The 18,877-nt window shown below is 63.7% G+C and carries 13 protein-coding genes; 4 read left to right on the forward strand and 9 right to left on the reverse strand.

The genetic code is table 11. The features are described 5' to 3' along the window. Positions 1–37 precede the first annotated feature (37 nt). The 6 genes from IEG05_RS12155 to IEG05_RS12180 are packed head-to-tail and all read right to left on the reverse strand — an operon-like array spanning position 38 to position 6,808. Positions 38–1,666: a BatD family protein gene (locus tag IEG05_RS12155; RefSeq protein ID WP_090523248.1), complete on the reverse strand. Its 1,629-nt coding sequence runs from the start codon at positions 1,664–1,666 to the stop codon at positions 38–40. Continuing rightward, positions 1,663–3,387, reverse strand: coding sequence for a VWA domain-containing protein (locus tag IEG05_RS12160; RefSeq protein WP_191122114.1), 1,725 nt, complete (start codon positions 3,385–3,387; stop codon positions 1,663–1,665). Before IEG05_RS12160 ends, IEG05_RS12155 begins: the two co-directional genes overlap by 4 nt. Further along, positions 3,384–4,403 carry a vWA domain-containing protein gene (locus IEG05_RS12165; RefSeq protein ID WP_046619603.1) on the reverse strand — a complete coding sequence of 340 codons (1,020 nt, stop codon included), beginning with the start codon at positions 4,401–4,403 and terminating at the stop codon, positions 3,384–3,386. The genes IEG05_RS12160 and IEG05_RS12165 overlap by 4 nt, the downstream gene beginning before the upstream one ends. Next, positions 4,396–4,890, reverse strand: a complete 495-nt coding sequence (locus IEG05_RS12170) for a DUF4381 domain-containing protein (protein ID WP_041014325.1) — start codon at positions 4,888–4,890, stop codon at positions 4,396–4,398. Before IEG05_RS12170 ends, IEG05_RS12165 begins: the two co-directional genes overlap by 8 nt. Continuing rightward, positions 4,887–5,849 carry a DUF58 domain-containing protein gene (locus tag IEG05_RS12175; protein ID WP_191122115.1) on the reverse strand — a complete coding sequence of 321 codons (963 nt, stop codon included), beginning with the start codon at positions 5,847–5,849 and terminating at the stop codon, positions 4,887–4,889. The genes IEG05_RS12170 and IEG05_RS12175 overlap by 4 nt, the downstream gene beginning before the upstream one ends. Beyond that, the gene (locus tag IEG05_RS12180) at positions 5,849–6,808 is read right to left on the reverse strand and encodes an AAA family ATPase (protein WP_003298329.1); all 960 of its coding nucleotides are present in this window, start codon (positions 6,806–6,808) and stop codon (positions 5,849–5,851) included. The genes IEG05_RS12175 and IEG05_RS12180 overlap by 1 nt, the downstream gene beginning before the upstream one ends. Before the next feature lie 210 nt (positions 6,809–7,018). Between IEG05_RS12180 and IEG05_RS12185 the strand changes: the two genes are divergently transcribed. Next, positions 7,019–11,869 (forward strand): NAD-glutamate dehydrogenase, encoded by a 4,851-nt coding sequence (locus tag IEG05_RS12185; protein WP_023445180.1) that lies wholly within the window; start codon positions 7,019–7,021, stop codon positions 11,867–11,869. 148 nt (positions 11,870–12,017) lie between these two features. Here the strand turns inward: IEG05_RS12185 and IEG05_RS12190 are convergent, their stop codons facing one another. After that, complete coding sequence (locus IEG05_RS12190; RefSeq protein ID WP_191122116.1) at positions 12,018–12,932, reverse strand: DUF6685 family protein; 915 nt, start codon at positions 12,930–12,932, stop codon at positions 12,018–12,020. A gap of 158 nt (positions 12,933–13,090) precedes the next feature. Here IEG05_RS12190 and IEG05_RS12195 point away from each other — a divergent pair, with 158 nt between their 5' ends. Next, a complete protein-coding gene (locus tag IEG05_RS12195; RefSeq protein ID WP_090523259.1) occupies positions 13,091–13,312 on the forward strand; it encodes a DUF2835 domain-containing protein in 222 nt (73 codons plus the stop codon). Positions 13,313–13,423: 111 nt separating this feature from the next. Further along, a complete protein-coding gene (locus IEG05_RS12200) occupies positions 13,424–14,455 on the forward strand; it encodes a quinone-dependent dihydroorotate dehydrogenase (protein ID WP_023445182.1) in 1,032 nt (343 codons plus the stop codon). Positions 14,456–14,547: 92 nt separating this feature from the next. On the opposite strand, the gene rmf is transcribed toward IEG05_RS12200, so the two are convergent. Beyond that, entirely contained in the window at positions 14,548–14,763 is a 216-nt protein-coding gene (gene rmf, locus IEG05_RS12205) for a ribosome modulation factor (RefSeq protein ID WP_003280740.1), read from the reverse strand. A gap of 359 nt (positions 14,764–15,122) precedes the next feature. On the opposite strand from rmf, the gene rlmKL reads away from it, so the two are divergent. Then, the gene (rlmKL, locus tag IEG05_RS12210; protein ID WP_191122117.1) at positions 15,123–17,303 is read left to right on the forward strand and encodes a bifunctional 23S rRNA (guanine(2069)-N(7))-methyltransferase RlmK/23S rRNA (guanine(2445)-N(2))-methyltransferase RlmL; all 2,181 of its coding nucleotides are present in this window, start codon (positions 15,123–15,125) and stop codon (positions 17,301–17,303) included. Positions 17,304–17,338: 35 nt separating this feature from the next. Here rlmKL and dacB read toward each other — a convergent pair whose 3' ends face one another. After that, positions 17,339–18,796, reverse strand: a complete 1,458-nt coding sequence (gene dacB, locus IEG05_RS12215; RefSeq protein ID WP_191122118.1) for a D-alanyl-D-alanine carboxypeptidase/D-alanyl-D-alanine endopeptidase — start codon at positions 18,794–18,796, stop codon at positions 17,339–17,341. Positions 18,797–18,877: the final 81 nt, after the last annotated feature.

Here is an 18,877-nt window from a genome sequence, read left to right on the forward strand (position 1 = left end):
CAGGCGCGTCTGGTGTGAAGCGGTGTGGCGTTGCCGGTCAGCGTGGATACAGTGGTGGCAGGGCGCTGAGGTCCTGCTCGACACTCGGACTGGTCGCTGGAGGGAGCGTCTGAATCGCCTGCCACAGCGCCTCTCCCTGCCAACGCTGGCCGGCTTCGCTGTACAGCGCACCGTTGAGTCCGTCCAGCGCATCGGACAGCGGCACGAAGCGCGCAGCCATGTCGGCCAGCGTCTCCGGCTGTTGCCGCGCCCAGGCATCCAGCGCCTGGCGAGTGGCCTGCGAGTCGTTGGCCTGACAGGCGCGACGCAGGTCGTCGAGCAGGCTGCGTGGGGTCGGGCCAGGCTGCAGTGCGCGCTGCACTGCGGGTTGCCGCCGCGCGTGTAGCCACAGTCCGAAGCCGGCGAGGGTGGACAGGGCGAAGAGCAGGGTACTCAGCTGCCAGGGCCACAGTAGCTGCTGCTCGGCAGGTAGTGGCGTTGCGGCCGGTTGCTCGGCGGGCGTCGGCGCGAGATTCGGATTATCGGCGACATTCAGGGTCCGTTCGTCCAGCGTGGTGCGTTCCAGCCGGTCTTCCACGGTGTTCCACCAGACCACTTCCACCGCGGGTAGCTGCAACGCGCCGCTGCGCGTGGGAATCAGCGCCTCGCGCTGCTCGCGGCTACCGACCAGACCCGCGCCACTGACTTCGTTGGCCAGGATCGGTTGATCCGGGTAGCGGCGCAGGTCGGGGCTATGGGCAGAACCGATGGCGGGCAACTGGGTGCTGGTCAGGCCTTCGGCCTTGAGCAACAGGCTGCGGGTGAGCGATTCGCCGGTCTGTGCCTGATCGGGCTCCGGGCTCCAGGCCTCGACCAGGGTCAGGCTGCGTGCCGGCAGCCAGGGCGCCGCGGCGGGGTAGTCCGCCGGTTTGCGCTTGACCGTCAGCGGGATGCTTGGTGACCTGACCTGCGTCGAGCGGCCCGAACGCGAGCCGAACAGCGGGTTGCTGCCATTGGTCACAGTGGTGGCGCTGAACAGTTGGGCAGGGATGGTCAGCTCGCCGGACTTCTGCGGGAACAGCGCATAGCGCACTTCGATGACGCCGTGGCGAATGCCGTTGATGGTTTTCTCGTATGTGCGTGGCTCACCGAGCCGTTCGACCAGGGCTTCCGGCATCTGCAGCGGCGAGAGGGTGCTGTCGTCGTACAGCGAAACCGAATGATAGATGCGCAGGGTAAGGATCACCTGGGCCTGAACGTAAACGTTTTCCTGATCGACGCTGGCATCGATGAAGATTGGGGCCAGCTGGTCGCTTTCGGTATTTTTCAGCGATTCCTGGACCATCAATGTGATCGGCTCGCTGCGCCAGTCGCCCAGTTGCAGCGGCGGGATGATCACGTAGCCGGTCTGCTTCGGCCGCAGGGTAATCAACCAGCGTGTGATCGCATAGGCTTCGCCGTTGCTGCTGGAAAGCTGGTTGACCTGACGGGTGTCGAACACCTCGAACAATGGCTCCAGCGGCTGCAGGTCGGGCTTGCCGAATACCGTGCTGCCCTGGCTTTCCAGGCTCAGCTCCAGGGTTTCGTCAATGCTCAGCTGGGTGCGGTCAACCCGGGCGAACAGGCCGGCGGCTGCGGCCTGACCAGCAAGGAGGCCGAGCAGAAGAAAAGCCATCAGGCGCATCATCGATTGGTTTCCTGGTGCTTGCGTTGTTCGTAGAGGAATTTTCGTCGCAGCAGCTCGCCGGGATCGTCCGGAATCTGCCGCAACCATTGCTCCATCGCCTGTTGCCGCTCCTGCTCGGGGAGCGCCTCGTGTTGCGCCTGGGCCGCGCTGCCATCAATTTCTTCGGTCTCGGGCGTGGCTTCGGTTGTCGATGGCTGCGAGGCGCCGCTGGCTTCGCTGGACGGCTCGCCTTGGGCATCCTCCGGCGAAGGGGAATGGGCAGAGCCCGCTTCCTGTGATTGCGGCTGCTCGGGTTGCGGCAGTGGTTCTTCGGTTTGCTCGTCCTGCTGATTCTGTTCCTGCTCGGGCTCGGGCTGTTCCTGCTGGCGGCGCAGCAGCTCTTCGATCAGCGCCTTGTTGCGCTGCGCCGCCTGTAGATCAGGCTGCAGGTCCAGCGCCTGGTCATAGGCTTCGATGGCGGCCTCGAAGGCTTCGCTGCGAGCCAGGGCATTGCCGCGGTTATAGTGATCGGCGGCCGTGTTGCCTTCGGCGAACAGTTCTGCCGCGCCGGCATAGTCGCCGGCCTGATAGCGGGCGGTGGCCTGCCAGCGGCGATCGGTGAAGCGCTCGGCGGCCTCGGCCGGCCGCTCCGCGTCCAGCAGGCGTTGGCCCTGCTGATCGCGACGTAGCCAGAGGTCCTCTAGCTCGAAGGCATTGGCAGGCTGCGGCTGCAGCAGCAATAGCGGTAGGCAGAACAACCAGCCGCGGCGACCGGCGAGGGCGGCCAGCAAGAGCAGTGGCAACAGCAGCCAGTGCCCCTGATCCAGCCAGGCTTCCAGCCGCGTGATTTCATCGTCCTGGCGCAACGTGCCAGTTTGATCGAGCAGACCGAGGGCCGTCAGGTCGTCGTCACCCAGCTGCGCGCGCTGATAGCGCCCTCCCAGCTCGTTGGCCAGGCGTTGCAGTCTGGCGTTGTCCAGGCGCGGGATGAGGATTGCGCCTTGGGCATCCTTGACAAAGCTACCGTCCTTGCCGGCGATTGGCGCGCCTTGTGCGGTGCCGACGCCGAGTATCAGCAGTTGCTCGTTTCTGCCCTCCATCAGCGTGACGATGGCGCTGCGTTCGTGCTCGTCCAGGCTGCTGCCGATCAGCAGCAAGCGCCCGCGCCCCAGGCCAGCCTGTTCGAGCAGGGCGAGGCCTTTGGCCACGGCAAGGTCCGCGCGCTGGCCCTGCTCGGGCATCAGCGTCGGGTGCAGGGCGTCGAGCAGGTTGCGTGTGGTCGCCAGGTCATCGGATAGCGGCACCACGGTGTGGGCGCTGCCGGCGAATACCACGACGGCGGTCTGTACGTCCTGCCGGCGCTCGAGCAGATCCAGCAGCTTGCGCTTGGCCTGTTCCAGGCGAGTGGGTGGTGCGTCGCTGGCGAGCATCGATGGCGTGAGTTCCAGCAGCACCACCAGGGGATCGCTGCGCTTGATGCTCGGCTGTTCGAAGCGCTGCCAGCTGGGCCCGAGCAATGCGATGACCGCCAGCAGCCAGGCCAGGCCCAGCACCAGCCAGGGCAGGCGACTGTGGCGCAGTCGGCCACGGGTCAGCAGGGCGGCATGAAAGGCTTCCGGCAGCAGACGCTGCCAGCGACCAACCTGCAGCTGCCGATGCCAGAGCCGCCACAGCAGCCAGATCAGTAGCGGCAGGATGAGCAGCCAGTATGGCCGCAACAGATGGGGTAGCAGCTCGCTCATCGGCGCTGCTCCCGTCGCCAGGCCAGGCGCTGCAACTGTGCGCTCCACAGGCTGGCCGCGACCATCAGCAGGCTGATCAGCAAAGCCGCCGACAGCGGCCAGATGTACAGGGCCTCGGCCACACGGGCCTGGGCTGGTTGCTGCGCTGCCGGCTCGAGACGATCCAGCGTGTCGCCGATCGCCTTCAGCTCTGCGCTCGACGAGGCGCGGAAATACTCGCCGCCGGTTTGCTCGGAAATGGCGCGCAGCGTCGGCTCGTCGAGGTCCAGGCCAGGGTTGAAACCGAAGCGGCTGAGCACGCCACCTTCTTCCGGCACGGCGCCGATGCCGATGGTGTGGACCCGCACGCCTTCTTCGGCGGCTAGCGAGGCCGCCAGCAGCGGCTCGATTTCGCCACCGTTGTTGGCACCGTCGGTGATCAATACCAGCACACGACTGTTCGCCGGTCGCTCCCTGAGGCGTTTAACCGCCAGGCCGACGGCGTCCCCTATCGCAGTGTTGCTGCCGGCGATGCCAACCCGGGCTTCGTCCAGCCAGACTCGCACGGTGTGGCGATCGAAGGTCAGTGGCGCCTGCAGATAGGCCTTGCTGCCGAAGAGAATCAGGCCGACGCGATCGCCACGACGCTCCTCGATGAAGTCGCCGAGCAGTACCTTCACCAGTTCCAGCCGCGTCAGCTCCTCGTCCTGCCACTGCATGTCGGGGTAATCCATCGAGCCGGAGACGTCCACTGCCAGCAGCAGATCGCGGCCGCTGGTGGGCAGCGGCAGTGGTTCACCCAGCCACTGGGGGCGTGCTGCGGCGAACAGCAGCAACAGCCAGATGGTCAGGTAGGGCAGTTGCTGGCGCCAGGCGGGCAGGGCGACACGCGCGCGCCGGCCGGACAGCTGCTGCAGTTCGTCGAGGAAGCTGACCTTCAGCGCGGCTTCGCCGCTATCGGCAGGCGGCAGCAGTGCGCGCAGCAGCCAGGGCAGCGGTAGCAGCAGGAAGACCCAGGGCCAGGCCAGTTCAAACATGCTTGCGGATCCAGATGTCGACGGCCTGTTCGAGCCCGTCGATTGCCTTGTCGTCGAGGCGGCACTCGGCCCGGTAGGCACCTTCGACAAGAATCATCCAGCGGGTCAGCCCGGCGGCCGGGCAGCGGTTGTCGAGAAAGGCCAGCCACGCGCGCCCACTGAGCGTGTGCGGGTGGTCGTTGGGGTAACGAATGCGACAGAGCCGCTTGAGCAGCCCATTGAGTTGTTGCAGCCACTGGCTGGCCGGTTGCCCTCCGTAGGGTTTGCTCAAGCGCGAAAGCTCGATGAGCGCTTCCTGGCGCTGCGGTTCCAGCGGTGGCTCCGGCTGCACATGGGGCTTGCGCCTGAGCAGCCGGTGACGAAGTCGCCAGAGCAAGCCAAGCGCCATCAGCAGCACCAGGCCGAGCAGCCACCAGCCCGGCGCTGGAGGCCACCAGCTGATCGGGTCGGGGCTGATCAGCGGAGCGAGTTGATCGAGCGGATTCATTGCCGTGCGCTCGGATGGCGGACGCTCAGGTGCTCGCGCAGCTGCTCGACCAGATCGTGCTGGGTATCCAGCGGCATCAGCGGCACCCGCAGGCGATCGGCCAGACGCTGCCAGCGGGCGCTGCGCGCCTCGCCCTGCTCGCGGTAGCGCTGACGCAGATCCGCATCCTGGGTATCCAGTTCAAGCCGCGCATTGCCTTCGCTGAAGCGCAGCAGGCCGGCCGCGGGCAGGGCGTGATCCAGTGGATCGAACAGCGGCAGCAACAGCAGGTCGACATGGCGCGCGAGCAGGCTGAGCTGCTGCTCGGCGGCATCGGTGAGGGTGCGCTCGTCGCAGAGAATCACCGACAGACTGCCCGGACGCAGCACTTCCCGTGCCCGGCGCAGGGCCATGCTGAAAGCGTCGGGGTCGATCGGGTTGTCTGGCTGCAGGCGATTGTTGGCGCGGGTGACGCGATCCAGCAGCTGCAGCAGGCTCTGCTTGCTGCGCCGTGGCTTGATTTCCTGACGCTCATCGCCGAACACCAGCCCGCCGACGCGATCATTGTGGCTGAGCGCCGCCCAGCCGATCAGGCTCGCCGCCTGCGCCGCCAGCACCGACTTGAACAGCCGGCCGCTGCCGAAGAACAATCGCGGGCTCTGCTCGATGACGATATAGATCGGCCGCTCGCGTTCTTCATGGAACAGCTTGGTGTGCGGCTCCTGGGTGCGTGCGGTGACGCGCCAGTCGATGGTGCGCACGTCGTCACCGGGCTGATAGATACGAACCTGGTCGAAATCCACGCCGCGCCCGCGCAGCTTGGAATGGTGCAGACCTACCAGCGGGCTGCGGCGATGCGGTGTGGAAAACAGCGGCACTTCACGGACGCGATGACGCATATCGATGAGTTCGGCCAGGCTCACGCGGATACCGGAGCCCTGCTCGGTTGGCTGCCCGGCGGCGGAAGCCTGCGGTTGCATCAGGCCACCGCTACCACGTCGAGAATGCGCTGGATGACCCGATCCTGATCGATGCCGGCGGCTTCTGCCTCGAAGGAGAGAATCAGGCGGTGACGCAGTACATCGAAAAGCATCGCCTGTATGTCCTCGGGGCTGACGAAATCGCGTCCGGCCAGCCAGGCATGGGCGCGGGCGCAGCGGTCCAGCGAGATCGAGCCCCGCGGACTCGCGCCATAGGCGATCCATTCAGCCAGTTCGGCATCGAACTTGGCCGGCGTGCGCGTGGCCATGACCAGTTGCACCAGGTATTCCTCCACCGCATCGGCCATGTACAGGCCGAGGATATCCTTGCGCGCGGCGAAGATCGCCTGCTGGCTGACCCGATGTTCCGGCGCCGCCTCGCCATTGATTGCCTCGCCACGGGCCTGCTGCAGGATGCGTCGTTCCACCGAGGCGTCGGGGAAGCCGATCTTCACGTGCAGCAGGAAGCGGTCGAGCTGTGCTTCGGGCAAGGGGTAGGTGCCTTCCTGCTCGATCGGGTTCTGTGTCGCCATCACCAGGAACAGCGGCGGCAGATCGTAAGTGCTGCGGCCGACGCTGACCTGGCGCTCGGCCATGGCTTCGAGCAGCGCCGATTGCACCTTGGCCGGCGCGCGATTGATTTCGTCCGCGAGCACGAGATTGTGGAAGATCGGCCCCTGCTGGAAGACGAAGCTGCCGGTCTCCGGGCGATAGATTTCGGTACCGGTGATGTCGGCGGGCAGCAGGTCGGGGGTGAACTGGATTCGATGGAACTCCGCTTCCAGGCCTTCGGCGAGTTCCTTGATGGCCCGGGTCTTGGCCAGGCCCGGCGCCCCTTCGACGAGCATGTGGCCGTCGGCGAGCAAGGCGATCAGCAGGCGTTCGATCAGCCGTTCCTGCCCCAGGATCTGGGTGGACAGGAACTGTCGCAGCGCGATTATCGATTCACGGTGATCCATCTTTTCGAGTCTTCCAGGTGGGCGGCAAATCGGCTGGCGCGGCGGGCAGAGACGCCGGCTGCTATTGGCTGCTACAGACAGTCGCAGGCGACTGCAGGAGAAGCGCCACTTTACTGCATTAACCCTCGACTAGACTAACCTTGAACCTTCGTCCTGTTCCGTCAGTCACTACCGACGTCTCTTTCCCCAGCAAGCCAAGCGGAGCCATACATGGCGTTCTTTTCAGCGGCCAGCAAGGCCGACTTTCAGCAGCAATTGCAGACAGCGTTAGCGCAACACGTAGACCCGAAAATCCTGCCGCAACTGAGCCTGTTCGCCGAACAGTTCTTCGGCATCGTCGCGCTGCCCGAACTCACCGAACGGCGCATGAGCGATCTGGTCGGCTCGACACTGGCCAGCTGGCGCCTGCTGGAGCGCTTCGATCCCGCCAAACCCGAGGTGCAGGTATTCAACCCCGACTTCGAGAAGCATGGCTGGCAATCGACCCACAGCGTGGTCGAGGTGCTGCATCCGGACATGCCGTTTCTGGTCGATTCGGTGCGCATGGAGCTGACGCGCCGCGGCTACAGCATCCATACCCTGCAAACCAGCGTGCTGCAGGTGCGTCGCGGGGCCGATGGCAGCTTGTTGGAGCTGCTGCCCAAGGATGAGCGCGCCGCTGACAGCCATGCCGAATCGTTGATCTTCGTGGAGATTGATCGCTGCGCCAGCCCGACGGCCCTGCGCGAGCTCGAGCAGTCACTGCTGGGTGTGCTGGCTGATGTGCGTCAGGTGGTGAGTGACTTTGCGGCGATGAAGGGCAAGGCGGTCGAGCTGCAAGGGCGTCTGGAGCAGGTCAACCTGAGCATCGACGGTGATGAGCTGGAAGAGATCCGCGACTTCATGCGGTGGCTGGCGGACGACCATTTCACCTTCCTCGGCTACGAAGAGTTCTCCGTGCAGGAACAGGCCGACGGCGGGCGCATCGTCTATGACGAAAGCTCGCTGCTGGGTCTGTCGCGCAGCATGCGCACCGGGCTTTCCGAGGAGGAGCAGTCGCTCACCGGTCAGTCGGTCAGCTACCTGCGTGAGCCACTGCTGCTGTCGTTCGCCAAGGCGGCCATGCCCAGCCGCGTGCACCGCCCGGCTTACCCTGATTTTGTTTCGGTGCGCGAGTTCGATGACGAAGGGCGGGTGGTTCGCGAATGCCGCTTCCTCGGCCTGTTTACCTCGTCGGTCTACACCCAGAGCGTGCGACGCATCCCGTTCATCCGCAGCAAGGTCGAGACGGTCGTGCAGCGCGCCAATTTCGGTAGCTCCGCGCATCTGGCCAAGGAGCTGGTGCAGGTTCTCGAGGTGCTGCCGCGTGACGAGCTGTTCCAGGCGCCGATCGACGAGCTGTTCGAAAACGCCATCGCCATCGTGCAGATCCAGGAACGCAATCGGCTACGGCTGTTCCTGCGTTTCGATCCCTATCGGCGTTTCTGCTACTGCCTGGTGTACGTGCCGCGTGACAGTTACTCCACCGAGACACGGCTAAAAATCCAGCAGGTGCTGCAGGAGCGGCTCGAAGCCAGCGACTGCGAGTTCTCCACCTATTTCTCCGAATCGGTGCTGACGCGCGTGCAGTTCATTCTGCGTCTGGACCCCAGCCGCGCGCTGCAGGTCGATCCGGCGCGTCTCGAGCAGGAAGTGCTGCAGGCCTGCCGCACCTGGCAGGACGACTACCAGAGCCTGGTGGTCGAGCGCTTCGGCGAAGCCAAGGGCACCCATCTGCTCAACGAGTTTCCGAAAGGCTTCCCAGCGGGCTACCGTGAGCGCTTCTCGCCGCAATCGGCCACCGTCGACATGCAGCATGTGCTCGACCTCAGCGAGGAGCGTCCGCTGGTGATGAGTTTCTATCAGCCGATCACGGCTGAAGAGAACCGTCTGCACTGCAAGTTGTATCACCTGAATACACCGCTGCCGCTGTCGGACATCCTGCCGATCATGGAGAACCTGGGGCTGCGGGTGCTCGGCGAGTTTCCGTTCCGGTTGCGCGACCGCAGCGGCCGCGAGTACTGGATACACGACTTCGCCTTTACCTATGCCGAAGGTCTGGAAATCGACCTGCTGGAAATCAACGAGGCGCTGCAGGATGCGTTCATCCATATCTACGGCGGCTTTGCCGAGAACGATGGATTCAACCGTCTGGTGCTGACCGCCGGGTTGGCCTGGCGGGAAGTGGCGCTGCTGCGCGCCTATGCGCGCTATCTCAAGCAGATTCGCATGGGCTTCGACCTTGGCTATATCGCCAGCGCGCTGCTCAATCACACGGATATCGCCCGCGAGCTGGTGCGGCTGTTCAAGATGCGCTTCTACCTGGCGCGCAAGCTCGGTGACGAGGATCTGGCAGACAAGCAGCAACGGCTGGAACAGGCGATTCTCACAGCGCTTGATGAGGTGGCGGTACTCAACGAGGACCGGATTCTGCGGCGCTATCTGGCGCTGATTCAGGCCACCCTGCGAACCAACTTCTATCAGCCGGATGCCAACGGCAAACCCAAGTCGTATTTCAGCTTCAAGCTCGATCCGCGCTCGATCCCGGAGATGCCGCGCCCGGCACCGATGTACGAGATCTTCGTCTATTCGCCACGGGTCGAGGGCGTGCACCTGCGCGGCGGCAAGGTGGCGCGTGGAGGGTTGCGCTGGTCCGACCGTGAAGAGGACTACCGCACCGAAGTGCTCGGCCTGGTCAAGGCGCAGCAGGTGAAGAATGCGGTGATCGTTCCCGGCGGCGCGAAAGGCGGTTTCGTGCCGCGTCGTCTGCCTACCAGTGGCACGCGGGATGATATTCAGGCCGAAGCGATCGCCTGCTATCGCATTTTCATCAGTGGCCTGCTCGACATCACCGATAACCTGCATGAAGGCCAGGTCGTTCCGCCCGCCAATGTACTGCGCTATGACGGTGACGATCCCTATCTGGTGGTCGCTGCGGACAAGGGCACAGCGAGCTTTTCGGACATCGCCAACGGCATCGCCGCCGAATACGACTTCTGGCTCGGCGACGCCTTTGCCTCGGGCGGCTCGGCAGGCTACGACCACAAGAAGATGGGCATCACCGCGCGCGGCGCCTGGGTTTCGGTGCAGCGGCACTTCCGTGAGCGCGGCATCAACGTGCAGACCGACGTGATCAGCGTCATCGGTATCGGCGACATGGCTGGCGATGTGTTCGGCAACGGTCTGCTGATGTCCGAAACCCTGCAGCTGGTGGCCGCGTTCAACCATCTGCATATTTTCATCGACCCCAATCCCGATCCTGCGCGCAGTTTCATCGAGCGCAAGCGCCTGTTCGACCTGCCGCGCTCGTCATGGACCGATTACGACGTGTCGCTGATTTCGGAAGGCGGTGGCATCTTCCCGCGTTCGGCCAAGCGAGTCGCGATCACGTCACAGATGAAAGAGCGCTTCGCCATCGAGGCGGATCAGCTGACCCCAGCCGAGCTGATCCACGCGCTGCTCAAGGCACCGGTGGACCTGCTATGGAATGGCGGTATCGGTACCTATGTGAAGAGCGGAGGCGAAAGCCACGCCGAAGTCGGCGACAAGGCCAACGATGCGGTGCGGGTCAATGGTGCCGATCTGCGCGCCAAGGTGGTGGGCGAGGGCGGCAACCTCGGCATGACCCAGCTGGGGCGCGTCGAGTACGCGCTGCATGGCGGATCGAGCAATACCGACTTCATCGACAATGCCGGCGGCGTCGATTGCTCGGATCATGAAGTGAACATCAAGATCCTGCTCAATGAGGTGGTCAGCGCTGGCGACATGACCGCCAAGCAGCGCGATCAACTGCTGTTCGAAATGACCGACGCGGTGGCCGAGCTGGTGCTGCAGAACAACTACAAGCAGACCCAGGCGCTGTCCCAGGCGCAGCATCGCTCGCGGGAGCGGGCCGCCGAGTATGTTCGGTTGATCAATGCGTTGGAGGCGGCGGGGCAGCTCGACCGCGCGCTCGAGTTCCTTCCCAGCGATGACGCCCTGACCGAGCGCGCCAGCATCGGCAAGGGGCTGACCCGGCCGGAGCTGTCGGTTCTGATTTCCTACAGCAAGATCGAACTGAAGAAAGCGCTGCTGGATTCGCGCGTGCCGGACGACGACTACCTCGCCCGCGAAATGGAAAGTGCCTTCCCGCAGCAACTGAGCGAGCGTTTCCACGATGCCATGCTGCAACATCGCCTCAAGCGCGAAATCGTTGCTACCCAGATTGCCAACGATCTGGTCAACAACATGGGCATCACTTTCGTTCAGCGCCTGAACGAGGCGACGGGCATGAGTGCGGCGAATGTCGCCGGAGCCTACGTGATCGTGCGCGACATCTTCCATCTGCCTCACTGGTTCCGGCAGATCGAGGCGCTGGATCACAAGGTACCGGCGGAGCTGCAGTTGGCCTTGATGGATGAGCTGATGCGCCTGGGCCGCCGCGCGACGCGCTGGTTCCTGCGCAATCGTCGTAGCGAGCTGGATGCCGCACGCGACGTCGCGCACTTTGGCCCGCGGGTCGCTGCCCTTGGTCTGAAACTCGATGAACTGCTGCAAGGCTCGACGCGTGACCGCTGGCAGGAGCGCTATAAGCGTTACACCGAAGCCGGGGTGCCGGAGCTGCTGGCGCGCATGGTGGCCGGTACCAGCCATCTGTACACGCTGTTGCCGATTCTGGAGGCCGCTGACGAAACTGGCCAGGTGCCTGCGCAGGTGGCGGCAACCTACTTCGCCGTCGGTGGTGCGCTGGAGCTTCCCTGGTATCTGCATCTGCTCACCAACCTGCCGGTTGCCAACAACTGGCAGGCCCTGGCGCGTGAAAGCTTCCGCGACGACCTCGACTCACAGCAGCGCAGCATCACGGTTTCGGTGCTGCAGATGGAGAACGGTCCGGAGGCGATCAGCGAGCGGGTCGACGCCTGGTTGTCTCAACGACCAGTTTTAATGGAGCGCTGGCGCTCGATGCTGGCCGAGCTGCGCGGCGCCAGCGGCACCGACTACGCCATCTATGCAGTCGCCAGCCGCGAGCTGCAGGGGCTGGCGCAGTCGGTAGGGCATGGGTGACGAGGTTGCGGCTTCCTCCGTGGACGATCCGTCCGCGGCAAAGGCCGCGCCATTAATGCGGCGCAACTGAAAAACGCACTGCCCTCGGGCGGTGCGTTTTTTTTGCGGATGGGTGTTTGCTGCGCAGGGAGTCCGTGGCGGTAACTGCTCAGTCCTGCGCAGGCAGTCCGACCTTGAAGCGAGTGATCTGCGGCAGATCGCGCAGGTAGCGGATCAGGTCAGGTGCGCCTGCCAGCTTCAGCCCCTCGCCAATGGCATTCGCTGTGGGGTCACGCTTCTCCAGCAACAGCAACTCGGAATTGCTGGCATCGCGCAGTAGTGTCAAGCGGGCATAGGGAACCTGGCTGTCGAGCAGCATGGCCATGAATTCACGGTCGCTCCAGGCCTGAGCAGGCATCGTCACGGCGTGGTAGTCAGCGTCCAGCGCGTGAACACCGGAGCGGTCGAGGCGGTAATCGGTGACCTCCGCCGGCAGCATGACTTCCAGGCCGCGCAAGCGCGCGTAGGCCACGGCGCAGGCAAAGGCTTCCAGATGGTGTTCGCCGGCCCAATAAAGCCGCTCCCCGAGCCAGCTGGCCTGGCGAACATCGATCGCTGCCCCCTTGTCGAAGCCGGGCAAGGCGGTACCGAGCGCTCTAAGAAAATCCTTGTAGCTGATGATTCGTACCTGTCGACAACCCGCCGTGCTGGAAAAGGCTTCGAAGGTCGGGTAACTCGGTTCATTTTTGCGCTGCCCGCCGAAGCCGTCGATCTGCCGCAGGTCGAGCCGTGACCGGGTGCAATCCTTGCTGATCAAGCGGGTCAGCGCAGCATGGGCACGGGCCTTGTCTTCCTGCACCGGACCGGAGAGCGCACCACGTGGCAGCTCCAGCAAGCGTTGCAGGCAGGGGCCATCGTTCCAGAAAATGCTGGGCTCAGGCTCGGGTAGGCGGGAAAAGGGCAGCTGCAGGCTGCTGGCGCGATCCTGAATGGGAAGCGAAGCCTTGGAGCGCAGCCCGAGGCGTCGCGCAAGTCGTGCGATTTGAGAAGTCAGTGAAGGCATTGGCTCGGGCAGGCTCATCATGATGCTTGAGCTCTCAGGGCTACGGCCGAAGTGTGGCAGACCTGTGTCATTTGCGCACGGGCTTTGCGCCACCCGTAGCGCTGGCCTGCGTCACAGCCTTGGGCAAAGATCGCGTCTCGATGTGGCAATATCGCTGAATAGATCACTGAGGAGCCTCCATGCCAAATCTGGTACTGGATATCGCGCTGTCCGCCGAACGAATGAAGGCGGTCTACCAGGGCCATGCGAATCGAGTCCTGATTCGAAGTCGCGACGGCACGCGAGTCAGCCTGCCGGCGCATCATCTGCGCCCGTTTCTGACCCACGAAGGGGTATATGGTTCCTTCGAGCTCGAATTTGCCGAGCAGGGGCAGCTGCTGCGTTTGCGCCGTCTGCAGTGAACCTGTCGGCCGGTGCGCTCGACCTCTGTATTTCCTCACTGGCGGCAGCGGCTGAAGCCCTCTCGGGCTGCTATACTCCGCGTCCACATTTACCGAGACCTTAGGCTGCGTATGTATAACCTGGCCCGCCAGCTATTGTTCAAGTTATCTCCGGAAACTTCCCATGAACTTTCCCTCGAGCTGATTGGCGCCGGTGGCCGTCTCGGGCTCAATGCAATGCTCGGCAAAGCGCCAGCAAGTCTTCCTGTTCAGGTGATGGGGCTCGATTTCCCCAATCCGGTCGGCCTGGCAGCAGGGTTGGACAAGAACGGCGAAGCCATTCGCGGAATGTCGCAGCTGGGCTTCGGTTTCATCGAAGTGGGAACCGTGACGCCGCGCCCGCAGCCAGGCAACCCCAAGCCACGGATATTCCGCCTGCCCGAGGCCGAGGCGATCATCAATCGCATGGGTTTCAATAACCATGGTGTAGATGCGCTGCTGGCTCGGGTAGAGGCCGCCAGGTTCAAGGGCGTCCTCGGTATCAACATCGGCAAGAATTTCGATACGCCTGTCGAGCGCGCCGAGGAGGACTACCTGCTCTGCCTGGACAAGGTCTATCACCACGCAAGCTACGTCACCGTCAACGTCAGTTCGCCGAACACGCCTGGCTTGCGCAGCCTGCAGTTCGGCGACTCGCTCAAGCATTTGCTCGATGCGTTGCGACTGCGCCGTGAGGATCTGGAGATCATGCATGGCAAGCGCGTGCCGCTTGCGATCAAGATCGCTCCGGACATGACCGACGAAGAAACCGCTCTGGTGGGCGAGGCGGTATTCCAGGCCGGGATGGACGCGATCATCGCCACCAACACTACCCTTGGCCGAGAAGGCGTTGCCGGCTTGGCTCATGCTGACGAAGCTGGTGGCCTGTCTGGTGCGCCCGTTCGGGAGAAGAGCACGCACACGGTCAGGGTGCTGGCACAGACGTTAGGCGGACGGCTGCCGATCATTGCTGTGGGCGGCATCACCGAGGGCAGGCACGCGGCAGAGAAGATCGAGGCGGGTGCCAGCCTGGTTCAGTTGTATTCAGGTTTCATCTACAAGGGACCGGCATTGATCCGCGAGGCGGTGGATGCCATCGCGGCGCTGCGTTCAAAAGCGCATTGATGATTGCCCGGAAGGGGCTCCTGTTGGGAGCCCCTGGGCTTCTCGCCCGCCGCCCGGGTGGGGCGCGCTATCAAGTCGGGTGGATCGGTGAATTAGCCGACCGCGTGAAGTTCGTTGAGTCTATGCAGACCGGCCGTGCCGGTCAGACCATCCCAGTTGTCGCCGCGACCCTCCCGCCAGCCGTTAATCCAGGCTTGGCGAACATTGGGATGGGAAAAAGGACAGAGATCGCGAGATTTGCCATGTATGCCGTGCTGATAACCGCGTAGAAATGCTCGTTCCATCGGATCACGCTTGAGTCTTCTCATTGGGTATTGCCCTCAGTGGTTGACTGGTGTTCCTGTGGCCTCATGGCGAGACCGGGCAGATAGACTGCCAATGAAGCGCGCTGCCGGCGTGGCACGCTTCGCCGGCACCATTGCGATGTCGGCCTGAGGTGAGTTCTAACGCAATGCTGAAGACGCTGGAATGATCGTTTTGTCATAAGTAGGTAACGAATCTATGGTTCTACCCATAAGCCTGAAAGGGCAAGGGATGCGAAGTGCACTGCTTGGCCGCTTCTGCATGATTGCAACCATGATGTTTGTAACTTCTTTCTAATTTTCTTTGCTGGGCCTGTTCCGACGAAAGGGTCGCGACGGTCCGAAGCACCTTTTGTGGAAACTCCATGACCGACCGCCATGAACTGATCCTGACCTGTCCCAAGGGACTCGAAGGCCTGCTGCTCGAGGAAGCCACCGCGCTTGGACTGGAGGAGAGTCGCGAGCAGACATCCGCGATTCGCGGCTTCGGTACGCTGGAGGTGGCCTACCGGCTCTGCCTATGGTCGCGCCTGGCCAATCGCGTGCTGCTGGTGATCAGCCGTTTTCCCACTGTAGACGCCGAGACGCTTTACCAAGGGGTTCACGCCGTCGACTGGGCTGACCATCTGCAGCCTGCCGGCAGCCTGGCAGTGGAGTTCAGTGGTCGTGGCTCGGGCATCGATAACACCCATTTCGGTGCGCTCAAGGTCAAGGACGCCATCGTGGATCGGCTGCGAACCGCATCTGGCGAGAGACCCAGCATCGACAAGTTCGATCCTGATCTGCGCGTGCATCTGCGCCTCGACAAGGGGCAAGCGGTGCTTTCGCTCGACCTCTCCGGGCACAGCCTGCACCAGCGTGGCTATCGACTGCAGCAGGGTGCAGCGCCGCTCAAGGAAAACCTTGCTGCCGCGATCCTGATGCGTGCCGGCTGGCCACGAATTGCCGCTGCTGGTGGCGCGTTGACAGATCCCATGTGCGGCGTCGGCACCTTTCTTGTCGAAGGGGCGATGATGGCGGCGGACATCGCGCCGAATCTCAAGCGCGAGCGTTGGGGTTTCAGTGCCTGGCTGGGGCACGTACCCGCGCTGTGGTCGCGACTGCACGCCGAAGCTCAGGCACGGGCAGAGGTTGGCTTGGCCAAGCCGCCCTTATGGATTCGCGGCTATGAAGCCGATCCTCGGCTGATCCAGCCGGGACGCAACAACATCGAACGCGCTGGGCTGGCCGGCTGGATCAAGGTCTACCAGGGTGATGTCGGCGACTTCGAGCCGCGCCCGGACCAGAATCAGAAGGGCTTGGTGATCTGCAATCCGCCCTATGGCGAGCGCCTCGGCGACGAGGCGAGTCTTCTCTATCTCTACCAGAACCTCGGCGAACGCCTGCGCCAGGCCTGCCTGGGCTGGGAAGCCGCGATATTCACCGCCGCGCCGGATCTCGGCAAGCGCATGGGCATCCGCAGTCACAAGCAGTACGCGTTCTGGAACGGTGCGCTGCCGTGCAAGCTGCTGCTGATCAAGGTCGAGCTGGATCAGTTCGTGACCGGTCAGCGCGCCACCCCTCATGAGGAACACTCACAGCAGCAGGCGCCAGTCGAGCAGGCACGTCTCAGCGAAGGCGGGCAGATGTTCGCCAATCGCCTGCAGAAGAATCTGCGTCAGCTCGGCAAGTGGGCGCGTCGCGAGGGCATCGAATGCTACCGGCTCTATGACGCGGACATGCCTGAGTACGCCTTGGCGATCGATCTGTACGGTGACTGGGTGCACGTGCAGGAGTATGCGCCGCCGCGCTCCATCGATCCGGAGAAGGCGCAGGTGCGCCTGCTCGATGCATTGGCTGCCATACCGCAAGCACTGGGCATTCCGCGCGAGAAGGTGGTGGTAAAGCGCCGCGAGCGCCAGACGGGCTCGCGCCAGTACGAGCGTCAGGCCAGTCAGGGCGAGTTTCTCGAAGTGACCGAGGGCGGCGTCAAGCTGCTGGTGAATCTCACCGATTATCTGGATACCGGCCTGTTCCTCGATCATCGCCCTCTGCGCCTGCGTATTCAGCGTGAAGCGGCCGGCAAGCGTTTTCTCAACCTGTTCTGCTATACCGCAACCGCCACGGTTCACGCGGCCAAGGGCGGTGCGCGCAGCACCACCAGCGTCGACCTGTCGAAAACCTATCTCGACTGGGCACGCCGCAATCTCTCGCTGAATGGTCTTTCGGATCGCCAGCGCTTGGAACAGGGCGATGTGATGGCCTGGCTGGAAGAAGACCGTGGTGAGTACGACCTGATCTTCATCGACCCGCCGACGTTCTCCAACTCCAAGCGCATGGAAGGCGTGTTCGACGTGCAGCGGGACCATCAGGTGCTGCTTGATCTGGCGATGGCCCGGTTGGCGGCGGGCGGGACGCTGTATTTCTCCAACAACTTCCGCAAGTTCGTGCTGGATGCCAGCCTGAGCGAGCGCTATGCGGTAGAGGAAATCAGCAGCGAAACGCTGGACGAGGACTTCCGTCGTAACCCCCATATTCATCGCGCCTGGAAACTCCAGGCGCGATGATCATCCGGTGTAGGCAGGCCCTCGGCCTGCCGGAGTCAGCGTTGTGCGGTGTTCTGGTTGCGCTGACCGTAGAGGCTGACCAGCACCTGATCGAGAATCGAGGCTGCGCCCCAGGGGCGGGGGTGGTTCAGGATCGCCACGACCGCCCAGACATTGCCGTCGCCGTCGCGGCTGTAGCCGGCGATGGCGCGTACGGTGTTCAGGGTTCCCGTCTTGAGGTGCGCCTTGCCGGCGACAGGGGTATTGCGTAGGCGCTTGCGCATGGTGCCGTCCACGGCGGCCAACGGCATCGATGAAATGAATTCGGCCGAGTAAGGGCTGCGCCAGGCGGCCTGCAGCAAGCTCCCCAGTTCGCGTGCGCTGACGCGTTCGGCGCGTGAAAGCCCGGAGCCGTTCTCGATCACCAGATGCGGCGAGATAAGTCCCTTCTTGGCCAGCCATTGGCGGATGACCCGCTGCGCCGCTTTGGCGTCATCGGCATCCGCTTCGTTACGGAACTCCGCGCCCAGGCTCAGAAACAGCTGCTTGGCCATGGTGTTGTTACTGTACTTGTTGATGTCCCGAATGATCTCGGTGAGGTCCGGCGAGTACGCCCTCGCCAGCAGTCGTGCTTTGCCCGGTACCTGGGCCACACGGTCGGCGCCGAGGATGCTGCCGCCGAGCTCGGCCCAGATTGCGCGTACAGCGCCTGCGGCATAGCGCTCGTGATCGAGCAGTGAAAGGTAGGTCTGCGCGCTGCAGCCGTCGGCGAGCTTGCCGGTGACCACGACGGTGACGCCATCGCCATCCGCCACTGGGTTGTAGAGCACGTCCGGCCAGCCTGGGCATTTGCCCGCGGGCAGCGTTTTGACCCGGTTGTCGATACGAACGCTGGCGATCGGCGGCTCGACTGCGATGTTCACCTTGCCGCCATCGTTGCGGACGATGAAACGCAGCGCCTTGAGGTTGACCAGTAGTGAGTCGGGACCAACTAGAAAGGGTTTGTTCTTGTCATTGCCGTCGTCATCGAAGACGGGCAGGTCGGGCTGGACGAAATGGCTGCGATCGAGCACCAGGTCGCCAGTGACCTTGGTAACTCCGTTGGCACGCAAATCTCGCAGCAGCAGCCAGAGCTTCTCCATGTTCAGTTTCGGGTCGCCGCCGCCCTTGAGGTAGAGATTGCCGTTGAGGGTGCCGTCCACCAGCGGGCCGTCGGCATAGAACTCGGTCTTCCACTGGTGGTTGGGGCCGAGCAGTTCGAGGGCGGCGTAGGTGGTAACCAGCTTCATGGTCGAGGCGGGGTTGACCGATACGTCGGCGTTGACGAACGTCGGCGCGGCGTCACCGGTCAGTGGCAGCATGACTACGGACAGTGCGTCGCTGCTGATCTTGTTGGCTTTCAGTGCCTGTTCGACGCGCGGTGGCAGTGTCTGGTTCACCCCGGCGGCCTGGGCTGGCAGAGTCAAGGGCAGGGCGAAGATGGCTAAGGTGATGCCGCGGAGGATGGAGCTCATCGTACGAGCGCCTCTGGGCAAACACAGGGGGCTGCTGGCGGTTTGATTTGACATGTGTTTCCCACTGCTCTTAGGGAACGA

The organism is Stutzerimonas kunmingensis (assembly GCF_014764705.1).
In the GTDB taxonomy this organism is placed as follows: domain Bacteria; phylum Pseudomonadota; class Gammaproteobacteria; order Pseudomonadales; family Pseudomonadaceae; genus Stutzerimonas.